Annotated in this window: 10 protein-coding genes; 9 read left to right on the top strand and 1 reads right to left on the bottom strand. The window is 37.0% G+C overall.

All coding sequences use genetic code 11. The annotated features are described in order from the left end of the window. Window positions 1–912 carry a sce7725 family protein gene (locus IGI38_RS05610; protein WP_438727709.1) on the top strand — a complete coding sequence of 304 codons (912 nt, stop codon included), beginning with the start codon at window positions 1–3 and terminating at the stop codon, window positions 910–912. Beyond that, window positions 902–1,561, top strand: a complete 660-nt coding sequence (locus tag IGI38_RS05605) for a GNAT family N-acetyltransferase (RefSeq protein ID WP_438727707.1) — start codon at window positions 902–904, stop codon at window positions 1,559–1,561. Before IGI38_RS05610 ends, IGI38_RS05605 begins: the two co-directional genes overlap by 11 nt. Here IGI38_RS05605 and IGI38_RS05600 read toward each other — a convergent pair. Beyond that, window positions 1,541–2,083: a guanylate kinase gene (locus tag IGI38_RS05600; RefSeq protein WP_438727703.1), complete on the bottom strand. Its 543-nt coding sequence runs from the start codon at window positions 2,081–2,083 to the stop codon at window positions 1,541–1,543. The genes IGI38_RS05605 and IGI38_RS05600 overlap by 21 nt on opposite strands. Window positions 2,084–2,149: 66 nt before the next feature. Here IGI38_RS05600 and pbp4 point away from each other — a divergent pair, with 66 nt between their 5' ends. From pbp4 to IGI38_RS05565, 7 genes are all read left to right on the top strand, one after another. Then, complete coding sequence (pbp4, locus tag IGI38_RS05595) at window positions 2,150–4,174, top strand: penicillin-binding protein PBP4(5) (RefSeq protein WP_438727701.1); 2,025 nt, start codon at window positions 2,150–2,152, stop codon at window positions 4,172–4,174. A 55-nt stretch (window positions 4,175–4,229) separates the two neighbouring features. Then, on the top strand, window positions 4,230–4,412 hold the full coding sequence (locus IGI38_RS05590) for a hypothetical protein (protein ID WP_438727699.1): 183 nt from the start codon (window positions 4,230–4,232) through the stop codon (window positions 4,410–4,412). Between the two features lie 207 nt (window positions 4,413–4,619). Further along, window positions 4,620–5,657, top strand: coding sequence for a DUF1002 domain-containing protein (locus IGI38_RS05585; RefSeq protein WP_438727698.1), 1,038 nt, complete (start codon window positions 4,620–4,622; stop codon window positions 5,655–5,657). A 216-nt stretch (window positions 5,658–5,873) separates the two neighbouring features. Continuing rightward, the gene (locus IGI38_RS05580; protein WP_438727696.1) at window positions 5,874–6,722 is read left to right on the top strand and encodes a hypothetical protein; all 849 of its coding nucleotides are present in this window, start codon (window positions 5,874–5,876) and stop codon (window positions 6,720–6,722) included. Beyond that, entirely contained in the window at window positions 6,723–7,754 is a 1,032-nt protein-coding gene (locus tag IGI38_RS05575; protein WP_438727694.1) for a hypothetical protein, read from the top strand. A 243-nt stretch (window positions 7,755–7,997) separates the two neighbouring features. Further along, window positions 7,998–9,878 (top strand): asparagine synthase (glutamine-hydrolyzing), encoded by a 1,881-nt coding sequence (asnB, locus tag IGI38_RS05570; RefSeq protein WP_438727692.1) that lies wholly within the window; start codon window positions 7,998–8,000, stop codon window positions 9,876–9,878. 468 nt (window positions 9,879–10,346) lie between these two features. Next, entirely contained in the window at window positions 10,347–12,233 is a 1,887-nt protein-coding gene (locus IGI38_RS05565) for an endonuclease MutS2 (RefSeq protein WP_438727690.1), read from the top strand. Window positions 12,234–12,415 lie beyond the last annotated feature (182 nt).

The following is a 12,415-nucleotide window of genomic DNA, read 5'->3' as shown; positions in this document are numbered from 1 at the left end:
ATGTATTATCCATATTTAAGAGGAAAACAATTTGATCTACTGGCAGTAAATTCTTTGATCAATGAAGCACGTTGGTCAAAAAATATTCACCCAATTATTGAACCCGTTCGCGATTCAGCAACGTTGAAAAGATCAATCGAACTTTTTGATAAAAACGATATGACATGCTACTTAATAACGAATCCGCAAGTTGGTACTGCTAAGCTTTTTGAAGATAGGCGGTTTGAATGGGTACTACATGAAGGATCTAGTGTGAAAAAGGCGGAGATCGTAACCAAAGATAATCCTTTTGAAGCGGAGCTCTATATATTCAATGATCATTCTCCACGAAAAAAGGAACTACAAAAAATAAATAATGAGAATCTCTCAGTTATTCCGGACCAAGGAAGATTTAGGATCTTAGGGGTACCTAATAAAATTTTATTAAGAGAAGCTTTTCAACCGAAAAAAAAAGTTGCGCAATACAGTGAAAAAGTAGATGATTTTTATAGTGATGAGCATCTCTATTCGAACGCAGATTCAATGGGATTTAGTGATTATACGATCGAAGGAAGTCGTTATTTTGATAAAGGCGGCCCAAGTCGTGCGATTGCCATTCACATTAGCTATTTTGATGCGTATTTTAATTTGAGACTCAAACATTTTGTGTCAGATAGTAATGAGGATGCGCAAAATCAACAAGAAAAGTTTTTTGAAGCATTAGATAAGCTATATGATTGGTATTCACGCAACCAAGATCAGCTATTGCTAACACTTGGCTTAGAAGAATTGTTGCATTATCAAGAGATTAAAAAATTTCCAGGACTGGGTACGATCAAAAAATGGTCATTGGCTCATCATTTAGAATTGATCGGTGCTTTTCTTGAGCATGGCGATCATTGGCAGAGAGGGTGGAAAAAGAGTGGGATATGAAGATGAAGATTTTGTCATCAAACAAACCAAGCAGATAGGCGATATCTTAGACGGAAATCTAGGTAAAAGGGATACTGAAGAAATTCTTTCATTTGGAAACGAAGCACAAGTAACTGATATAAAAGAAACTAAATTTGATTTTCGTCCAAGTACGCTAGCTGATATACCAACAATAGGGATCATTATTAATGAAGCTAAACAATATTTGAAAGAGCAAGGTTCGCCTCAATGGCAGGATGGTCACGAGCCGAATGAGACAGTGATTCGTGAAGATATACGAAAAAAAGCCAGCTATGTGCTGACTTTAGAAAATGAAATAGTTGGAACTGTAGCATTGATTGCTGATAAAGATCCAGTTTATGAGGCCATCGAAGGCGAATGGCAAGGCGATGGGCCATATGTTTCTTTACATCATGTGGCTGTTAGTCAAAATTATCGCGGAATCGGTCTAGGTAAAAACTTATTAGCGCTGACGATCAAACAAGCTCAGGTTCTGGGTTACGAAGATATCCGGATTGACACGTATCCTGCCAACCAACCAATGCTAAGTCTAATCGAAAAAAGCGGCTTCAGTTATTGCGGTATGATTCATTTTCCTTTTGTACATGGAGAACGAAAAGCTTTTCAATTACGTCAAGGTCTGACGTAGTTGAAACAACATATTGTCTAGAGAAGTTTCTCCATTAATTTCGATCAGGTTCGGAAATTTTTTTAGACGGGATAAATTGTCTTGATCTTCTTGAAAAATTGACAATCGTCGTTCTAAGTCTTCAGCAGATGCTCGTTTTTCAAGTCGAGCGATCATAGTTTCTTTGGAGATATTGATCCAGATTGGAACCATTTGATTACCAAAAATACGATGTAAGTTGATGAAGCCTGTAGTAGTAATCGGGTCATAACAATCACCGATATCAAGAGATTTGCGCAAAGTTTCCTTAGCTATACCGTAAAAATGATTATCATAAACATCGTACTCAGCGAATTGATCCTGATTTACCATCTGTTTGAACTCTTTTTTTGATACAAAATAGTAATCACGACCATGTTCCTCGCCCTCACGCGGGGCACGCGTCGTATATGAAATAATCTTTTGTTCAGAAGTAAAAGCTTTTTCAGCCAAACTGGTTTTTCCTGAACCGCTTGGTCCGATGAATAAATAGCAATGGTTCATAATTAACACGTCCTTTTTTATAGTATAAAGAAATAGGACAAAAGAATCTAGGGAGGGGATCTTATCATGGAGAGAAATACACGTAATACAAAAAAGACAAATAAATTACTGATCATTATCGTCGGTGTTATTATTTTACTCACTGCTGCTTTTTTCGGAGTACGTGCGTATCAAGCGAGTCAAGTTAAGAAACAAGGAGAAGAAACTGTCAGTACCTTTGTTAAGAGTCTGCAAAAAGGTAAGTATCAAGATATGACTAAATCTTTGAATGCCGCTTCAGTTAAGAAAAATGGTTATACTAAGAAGCAAGTAGCAGAGAAATACCAATCTATTTTTTCGGGGATCAGTGCGTCAAATATCAAGATGAAAAATTTAACAGTCAATAAAAAAGATAAAAATTATCAATTTTCTTACGAACTCTCTGTAAATACTGGTTTTGGACAGTTAAAGAATCAAAAATATTCTGGTACCTTAACTGATGACGGTAAAGAGATCAATTGGAAACCAAATTTGATTTTCCCGAGTATGTCTGGCAAAGACAAGATCAATTACTCAGTTGATCCAGCGACACGCGGTGAGATATTAGATCGTAGCGGCCAAGGACTAGCAACGAATGGAACTGTTTATCAAGCAGGTATCGTACCTAAAAATCTTGGAAGTGGTGAAGAACGTACAACCAAAATCGAGGCTATTGCGAAAAGTTTGGATATTACTGCAAAAGATGTAGAAAATGCATTATCCCAAGGATGGGTTCAGGATGATTTCTTTGTTCCTCTTAAAACTAGTGCAGATGCTCCGAAAGAAACGCCAGATGGTTTAGAAGTCAAAGAAACGACGGGCAGAACGTATCCATTAAAAGAGGCTGCAGCACAATTGGTCGGATATGTTGGTAAAGTAACTGCTGAGGACATGAAGAAAAATGATGATCTTGCAAGTGATAGCTTAATCGGCAGAAGCGGATTAGAGATGGCTTTAGATAAACAACTACGAGGAAACGACGGTGGTTCTTTATCCATTATGGATAATAAAGGAAATGAAAAAAAAGTTTTACAAAAAATTGATAAAAAAGATGGCGAGAATGTCAAGTTAACGATCGATAGTCGTGCACAGCAAATTGCTTATAATGGATTAGACGGTCAAGCTGGTTCAAGTGTTGTAATGGCACCAAAAACGGGTGATCTATTGGTTGCGGTTAGTTCGCCAAGTTTCGATCCCAACAAGATGACTAACGGGATAAGTCAAACAGATTATGATGCTTACAGTAATGATAAGAACCAGCCATTCATGAGTCGTTTTGCAACTGGCTATGCACCTGGATCGACTTTTAAAACCATCACTGCTGCAATTGGTTTAGATGCAGGAACGCTGGATCCTAATGAAGAGTTAGCGATAGATGGTTTGAAATGGCAAAAGGACAGTTCGTGGGGATCTTACCAGGTAACTCGTGTTTCAGATGTCAGTCCAGTCAACTTAAGAACAGCATTGGTATATTCAGATAACATCTATATGGCGCAAGAAACGTTAAAAATGGGTGAAAAGACTTTTCGCGCGGGTCTGAATAAATTTGTTTTTGGTAAGGACTTAGACTTGCCAATAGCTATGGAGAAAGCACAAATTTCTAGTAAAGATAGTTTTGATTCTGAAATTTTACTTGCTGATACAGGATATGGGCAAGGACAATTACTGTTGAATCCAATTCAGCAAATAGCGGCTTATTCTGTATTCCCAAACAATGGCACGATGGTTTATCCTAAATTACTTGCTGACAAAGAAACAACTGACAAAAAAGATGTTATTAAGGCTAATTCAGCAGAAATAGTTACAAATGATATGCAAGCAGTCGTTAGTGATGAGAACGGTACGGCACATAGTTTAGCTGCACTAAATATCCCATTAGCTGCTAAGACTGGAACTGCTGAGATTAAACAGAAACAAGATGAAAAAGGACAAGAGAACAGTTTTTTATATGCTTTTGATTCGGAGAAACGAAACTATTCAGTGGTTGAATTTTTGGAAAATAAACCAGAAGGTACCTCTGCAACGGATCTTTCTAAAGACTTATTAGCATATTTAAATCAAACCTATCAATAAAATACTTGTCTGGAAAGCTGATGCTTGGTAAGATATCCAAGAAGGACGGTGTCTTATGAACAAGCGACAACGAAAAAAACAGGCTTACAAACAATATATCCGAGCAATTTTTGAAGGCTACGAAAAAATGTTGGAAGATTCAAGCATCAAAGAATTGCATTTCAGTTATTTAAAGGAGACGACTTACTTGGAACGTGATGACCAAGCTAAGATTCATTTTACAACTAAAGAAAACTGATACCCAAAAGACATCTCAGCATCCTTTGTTGAGATGTCTTTTGGGTTTAAAGCCATAGAAGAATAGTCTTTGCATCCTTCTTAAGACCGAAAAAAAGTTTAAGAGATTCTTAGCTTGGTAAATAATTGTTTAAAGAGGAGAGCTATTAGTAAGTATAAAGAGATAAATCAGATAGAATGTAGGTATTAAGGTACAGGAGGCAATAGTATGAAACTTCATAAATATATTTTATTAGCAGGCTTGGGCATTTCTTTAGGAGCAGGATTAATTAATCAAGACAAAGCCTATGCAGAGTCTGATGATGGAGCAATCAATGAACGTTGGGGAAAGCCAACTTTTGTAGCAGGAGCAGGATTAAACCAGCAGCAATTGAATGAAACTATGGATAAATTAGGGATCAATCAAGATAGTGTTAAGATGGAAACAGCGACTGGGGCAGATCTAGTAAAGTATTTAGGCTATGGTAGCGGAGACGACAGCGTGATGTTGAGTTCTGTTGTTGTAAATCGCGAAGATCAAGGAAATGGAATCAACGTGAAAATATTGACACCGCAAAATATTACCCAGATCACCGCAGATCAGTATAAGAACCCTTTAGTCACCGCAGGTATCAGCGATGCGACGGTTAAAGTTGCTAGTGTAGTGAAAGTAACCGGAGAGAGCGCCTTAACAGGTGTATATAAGGCTTTTGAATCTAACGGCGAAACGGTTGATCCCCAACGAGCACAATTAGCGCAAACCGAATTAGATACAACTTCAGATGTTTCACAATCAGTGGTGAACAAAGCCAATGAGCAAAGCCAGAATCAAAATTTGTCAGATAGTGAGAAAGAAAAAGCTGATGAAGCCTATAAAGCGCAATTAAATCAAACATTAGTCGATATCAAAAAAGAATTAGCCGAGCTCAAAGAGAAGCAAGGTGAGTTGGCTACTAAAGATGATGTAGAAAAAATTGTTAATGACGCGTTAGAAAAAAACAATCTATCTCAATATGTTACTAAAGACGATATTAATAAATTAGTTGTTTTGGCAGAAAAATATCAAACAACAGACGGCGTGTTGGATAAAGAATCAATCGAACAATTAGACAAGATTAGCAGCGATTTTAAAGGGACCGTTAATAAGGTCTCTGACCAACTTGGTAAATTTGGTGATTCTCTTAAAGGAACAATAGAAGACAACCAAGGTTTCTTCTCAAATCTATGGCAGCAAATCAAAGGTTTCTTTAGCGGCTTAACAAAATAATAAAAAAGATTGTGTCATATTTTAAGATAGACACAATCTTTTTTTACTTTCTCCAGCAGTTTATGCTTATCATTACGGCTACGCTAGGGTAAAATAGAGAAGTGGGTTTCAATTCTGATAGAAAATTTTAGAATATTTGCTTGTTTGAATTGAATCAGGAATAATTATGGTAATATTTATTATATAATTAATCAAAAAAATAAAGGAGGGTCTTAGATGGAGACTCCAGAAAAACAGGAAGAACTTCAAACTGAAGCATCATTTGATTCAGTGAAGGAATCTGCTTCCGATGTGTTAGGTGGGTTGATGGGGCAGATCAGACGGTTAGAAGAGGCAATGAAAGCAGAACGCATGGGCGATGTGTATCAAATCTACTGGAATGAGTTGCCAGCCTCGATCCAGCAATCCAGCAACGCGAATCATGAGATCGATAATTTCTTGACAAGCAAGTTAGATCAGGAAATACAAAGGACGTTCCCATTTATGATCATGCGTGATGTCGTTTCACCAATTTTACTAAATTATCAGATCGGTAGTTATTATCGCGACCGCGCGGTCTTACAGGTTGATGCAACTCAACCGGCTATAAAAATATTGCCTGAAATTCGTGCGCAATGGGAAAAAGCCATGAAAGGTGAATACAAGGAGCAATTGTCAGAACTGCAAAATCAGCAAGATGACTTTGATGCGAAGACGATCGCTGCACAATCAGAACTGAGAGAACTTAATGGAAAAATTGCTCATCAAGAAAAACTCAAGGCAGAGTTAGAAGAAACTAAGAGTTTTATGAACCGAAAAAAGGTCGAGGAAGAGATTGAAGTTATCGATGCTAAGTTGAAAGAATTGAAACAACAGCGGAGTCAGTGGACACCCTTTGTGGGGGACCAGCTATCTGGTGAGTCTCAGAAAATTGAACTGGCTAATCGAATAACTAGTCTTTCATTAGAACAAGCGATTGCTTTAAAAGAGTTGCGGTTGATTAAAAAACGTTTCGGTGGTTTGGAAGAAATGGATGCCGCGCTTGAGATTTTTATCAAGGATTTCTTAGACAAGGGGGCGGAATAGATGACCGAAGAAAAAAATAAAATCAATCAAATTTATGATGCTTTGGTCGATTCAGAAGAACCAGGCTTGAATATTCGTGAAAAAGAAATTCTTCACCCCGAAGAAAATACAGAGGAATCCAATGAAACGTTTAAGACAGCACCTCAAACGCGAGCTGTCAGTGACTCATCACTAAATTATTATGATAACCGCGAAGAGAATTATCAAGATTTATTAAGTTTAATCGATGATGCAGAAAAAGAAATAGCTGATTTGAAATTTAGAAAAGTCTTGATGGAATCTGATTTTCCAACATTGTTAGACTATTTCAAGAAAATTTTTGTTAAAGAAGAAATGACGGCCTCGGCAATTGCTAAAGGCGCACTACTAGAGTACTTAACTTTTGAATTGATTAAACCGTTGGAGAATCATGGTTTGCATCTTTCAACAAATGAATTTTCAACATGGGAAAGCAAGCACTTTAATCTTTCTTATCGATTGACAAATACGAATGAAATCAATTTTAGTTTTATGATGCCAACATCTGATGGAAAATTCCGCAGTGAGAAAATCAAGTTGATGGAAGTTTACCCTGAATTAATGAAAGTTACGGTTCTAAATGACGCTGTTTTGACTTTGCTGAAGGATTGTTACAACAAACATATTTACACAAGTGGGCAAAATTCAATGTTTAGTCGTGAAATGAATGATGTCATGGCACATATGAAAGAGCTGGGCTTTGAGTTTGATGAGAATCTTTTGGATAATAGCCAACCGCTAGATTTGGCAGTTGATCTCCATCACAAAACGCCAGTAGAAGTGTTAGATAAGATTTTCATCACAGCCATGGACAATGAGAATTTTGATTTCAAAAAAATTGATGAAAATAGTTACTTAGTCGCTTTGGATGGCAACCAAACTGTGACAATCAAACAAAACACTGAAGCTCAAACTAGCAACTTGAAATTGAATACAGATCGTAAAAATAAATCACTGATCGAGTTTTTTGGCAGCTACCCATTCTTAGTACCACTTACGATCACTGATGAGTAACGATGAAACAACAAGTGTTGCACCAAAAATTTGGTGCAGCTTTTTTTTGCTCATTTTTTTAATTAGGTTCTCAACTCTATGATTTAGTTGATAATTAAGCGCCTGCCTTTGGAAATAATTAATTTTTTTACCTTTTTTTATAGGAAATCACGTTCACTCGTGAAAGTCCGTAAATCCTATGATATACTTTGAAAGTTGATATGAAAGAGTATCATTTACCATGTTTGAAAGAGGGTAGAGATTGTGTGTGGATTAGTAGGATTTGTAGATCGTTCAAATACAACGCAAAAAGAACAAATTATTAAAAATATGATGGATACGATCGTTCATCGCGGCCCAAGCAGTGCGGGAGAATTTATTGATGAAGGTATCGCAATCGGTTTTCGCCGGTTAAGTATCATCGATTTAGAAGGTGGAACTCAACCAATCAAGAATGAGGATGGAACAAAAATCCTTACTTTTAATGGAGAAATTTATAACTACCAAGGTATTCGCGAAGATTTGATCGCTAAAGGTCATATTTTCACGACTCATGCAGATTCTGAAGTGTTACTGCATGGTTATGAAGAATACGGCATAGACTTATTACAAAAGATTCGTGGTATGTTTGCATTTGTGATATGGGATACGAAGAAACAAGAATTATTTGGTGCTCGTGATCATTTCGGGATCAAACCACTATATTATACGATTATGAACGGTACATTTATGTATGGTTCAGAAATCAAGAGTTTCTTGCAACATCCAAACTTTGTCAAAGAATTGAATAAGGAAGCCTTGAAGCCTTATATGACTTTCCAATATTCTGCTTTAGACGAAACATTCTTCAAAAATGTTTACCGTATCAAAGAAGGCCATTACTTCACTTATAAAGATGGAAAACTAGACGTTCAACAATATTGGGACGTTGAGGAACAAGAAACTGATATGACGTTGGAGGAAACGGTTGATTTAATTGATAAGACGGTCCTTGAATCAATTGAAGCACATCGAATCGCAGACGTTGAAGTTGGTTCATTCTTATCATCTGGTGTGGATTCAAGTTATGTGACAGCTGTTTTACGTCCAGAACACTCTTACTCGATTGGTTTTGGCGACAAAACTTATAATGAATCGATCGAAGCGAAGAAATTGGCTGATTTGATCGATTTGAATAATACGTCTCGGGTGGTTACCGGGGATGAAGCATTCGACTATTTCCCGTTGATCCAATATCATTTGGATGAACCTGATTCAAATCCTTCATGTGTTCCTTTGTATTTTTTAACAGAGTTAGCTAGTCGTGATGTACGCGTTGCGTTAAGCGGAGAAGGTGCTGACGAATTATTCGCTGGTTACCAAGCTTATGGAATGAATACTAAATCAAAAGCGGTTAAGGTTGTTGCCGAAGGTTTAAAAAAATTACCTAAAGGTATGCGTTATTCGATCGCTAAAGGTTTGAAGGGTAAAAACTTTAAAGGTGCATTGCACTTGTATACATCATTAGCACCAGCTGAAGAATTCTTTATTGGACAAGCGAAAGTCTTTGAAGAAGACGAAGCTGTAGATTATTTACAACCTAAATACCAACAAAGCCCAACGATTAAAGATATCGTTGATGTTCATTACGAAAAAGTTCAGGATATGTCTGAGATCAAGAAGATGCAGTACTTGGATATGCACCAATGGATGCCAAAGGATATTTTATTGAAAGCTGATAAATTAGCGATGGCTAATTCATTGGAAGTTCGCGTACCTTTACTAGACAAAGAAATGATGAAAGTTTCTGAAATCGTACCAACGAAATATTTGATTAACGCTGAAAATACAAAGTTTGCTTTCCGTCAAGCTGCTGCACGTCATTTGCCAGAAGAATGGTACAATCGTGAAAAACTTGGCTTCCCAGTACCGATCAAGGACTGGTTGCGGGAAGAAAAATATTATCAAATTGTTCGTGATGTGTTTATGCAAGATTTCGTCAAAGAATTCTTTGATCAAGAAAAAATCATCAAATTGTTAGATGATAACTTTGCGGGAACAGCTGACGGCCGTCGTAAAATCTGGACGATCTATACGTTCTTGACTTGGTACCAAGTGTACTTCATCAATGATGGTGTAAAACCTGTTCCAACCACAGTAGCGTAATTTTTTTCAGTCGATTTGACAAATACTAACAGTCAGGTTAGACTATTAGTAAGGAAACTTAACAAAATTATATGAGGTGTCTTGGTGAGTGTAGTTATTTAATTTGGAGTAACTTGATAGCGAAAAAATACTGTTGTAACAGGTTTATTTCGCATGCCAAATTAGATGATACCTATCAAAGCTGATGAATTCGAATTCAAGCTGTGAAGAGGAATCTTCACAGCTTTTTTGTGACTTCTATTATGCGCTTCAGCGCATTTGAAGGAAACGTATGTGTACGAGAATCATACGAGTTTTCCGTTAGAAAAATTCGATTCTTATTTATGAGCTAGTTGTCAGTTCCGTTTACCCGGACTCAAATAGTTAGTAAAAAATCATATGTATACAAAATTCGCAAACTCATAACAACATCACTGCTAAGTTTCCCCGGGCCTCGATAGGTGTCTTTTCAATCGAAAGGAAGAGACCATGAATAACGAAACATTTACAAAAACACAATTTAACGAAATCAAACAACAACTAAGCAGCTACGCAATTAGTAGCTTTGGAAAAAAACTTATTGCCAATACTCAACCACATTCAAAACTATCTGTAGTAGAAAAACGATTAACTGAAACAACTGAAGCAAAACAATTGCTTGATAGTAACCTGCATGTACCATTTATGGGGATGCAAAGTATTGAACATGTAACAAATCAGCTTGAAAAAGGTTTTGTGCTAACACCACAAGAACTTATGGAATACGCGGATTTTTTACGTAGTTTACGTTTGATTCGACAATTCTTCGAAAAAAATCAAAGTATCGCTCCATTATTGAATCGCTATGGACAAGGACTAAACGACTTCAATGAAATTGAAGAAGAGATTTATCAAGTTATTCGTAGTGGAAGAATCGTTGATGATGCTAGTCGGGAGTTGCGGCGTGCGCGACGTGATATAGCAGAAACACAAGATAAAATCCAAGAACTATTAAAAAAATTTATTCGGCAAAATAAAGAGAAAGTACAAGAGGCGATTATTACGAAACGGAATGATGTCTTCACTGTTCCGATTAAAGCGGCCTATAAGAAACAAATTAAAGGAACAATTATTGAGCTTTCCAGTAAAGGAACGACAGCCTATATTGAGCCCGGCAGTGTGAGCCGCTGGAATGAGCAGCTTGCCTATCATAAAATGATTGAAGAAGCAGAAGTTTACCAAATCTTAGCGACATTGACTGGTTTGCTTGCTGAAGCTTTACCGATAATCCAGCAGAACATCGAGATTATCAGTGAGTTTGATCATATCTTTGCCCGGGGGAAGTTTAGTCGGGAACTAAAAGGGATTACGCCTGAAATAAATGATGCTGGGTATATTCACTTAGTATCTGCCACTCATCCATTGATTGAAAATGCTATACCGTTGGATTTGACTATTGGCGAAGAGTACCGTGGATTAACAATCACCGGACCGAATGCTGGTGGTAAGACAGTTGTATTAAAGACGGTTGCACTTATGAGTTTGATGACAATGATTGGATTACAGATTCCGGCAAAAGCAGGAACAGAGATTGCTATTTTCGATACTATCTTTGTTGACATCGGAGACGCACAAAGTATCGAAAATGCTCTGAGTACTTTTTCCGGTCATATGCAAAATATTTCTGAGATTCTCAAGCAAACGCAGAAAAATAGTTTAATCCTGTTGGATGAACTAGGCAGCGGAACTGAACCAAATGAAGGTGCAGCATTAGCGATTGCTATTATGGAAGAATTTTATCAAAAGGGCAGTATTTTGATAACTACGACTCATTACGGTGAAATCAAACGGTTTGCTGAACAGCATCCAGATTTTATTACGGCTGCTATGGATTTTGACGCAGAACACTTAACACCGAAATATCGGTTGCTGATTGGTCAAACCGGAGAAAGTAACGCACTATGGATCGCCAAAAAAATGGCAATTTCGGATCAAATCATTACCAAGGCGCAGGAGTATTTTTCTGATCGAAACTACAGTCTTGAAAAGAAAATCTTTAAAAAATCTGCAAAAAAGTCGATTACATCTTCTGTAGAAATGACTTACTATAAAGGTGATAAAGTTTTCTTATTAGAACAACAAAAATCTGCTCTGGTCTATCAAGAAATTCCTTTCACTGACAATGTAAAAGTTTTTCTTGATAATGCCTTTATTGAAGTTCCTAAACGTCGAATTAAACTTGAATTTCGTGCATCTGAACTGTACCCGACAGATTATGAATTGGAAAATCTATTTGAAGATTTTCACACGCGTAAAGAGCGACGCGATATTGACCGTGGCTCGAAAAAAGCGCAACGTAAGTTAAGAAAAGAAGCATTGCAAAGAAGACAAGAGTAAAAAAACTCCTCCAGTTTTGAACTGGGGGAGTTTTACATTATTAACGACTTCAGTCAGTTTCGCTCGCGGTAGCGAGTGAAACAAAAAAAACCGCGCGTTTCTACGCGTGGACGAAAAAGCTTTAGCGTTAAAACTCCTTTCGATATACTAATAAGTGGCTACCAACCGCTCATTTTATCGAA

The sequence above is a fragment of the Enterococcus sp. AZ128 genome, from assembly GCF_051714485.1.
In the GTDB taxonomy this organism is placed as follows: Bacteria; Bacillota; Bacilli; order Lactobacillales; family Enterococcaceae; genus Enterococcus_A.
This window is presented reverse-complemented; position numbering and strand designations above follow the sequence as displayed.

Excerpts from the sequence above, each read along its gene's own strand:
- IGI38_RS05585 (WP_438727698.1), top strand. The coding sequence starts at position 4,620 with ATGAAACTTCATAAATATATTTTATTAGCAGGCTTGGGCATTTCTTTA.
- IGI38_RS05580 (WP_438727696.1), top strand. The coding sequence starts at position 5,874 with ATGGAGACTCCAGAAAAACAGGAAGAACTTCAAACTGAAGCATCATTT.
- IGI38_RS05575 (WP_438727694.1), top strand. The coding sequence starts at position 6,723 with ATGACCGAAGAAAAAAATAAAATCAATCAAATTTATGATGCTTTGGTC.
- IGI38_RS05600 (WP_438727703.1), bottom strand. The coding sequence starts at position 2,083 with ATGAACCATTGCTATTTATTCATCGGACCAAGCGGTTCAGGAAAAACC.
- IGI38_RS05565 (WP_438727690.1), top strand. The coding sequence starts at position 10,347 with ATGAATAACGAAACATTTACAAAAACACAATTTAACGAAATCAAACAA.
- IGI38_RS05610 (WP_438727709.1), top strand. The coding sequence starts at position 1 with ATGTATTATCCATATTTAAGAGGAAAACAATTTGATCTACTGGCAGTA.
- pbp4 (WP_438727701.1), top strand. The coding sequence starts at position 2,150 with ATGGAGAGAAATACACGTAATACAAAAAAGACAAATAAATTACTGATC.
- IGI38_RS05590 (WP_438727699.1), top strand. The coding sequence starts at position 4,230 with ATGAACAAGCGACAACGAAAAAAACAGGCTTACAAACAATATATCCGA.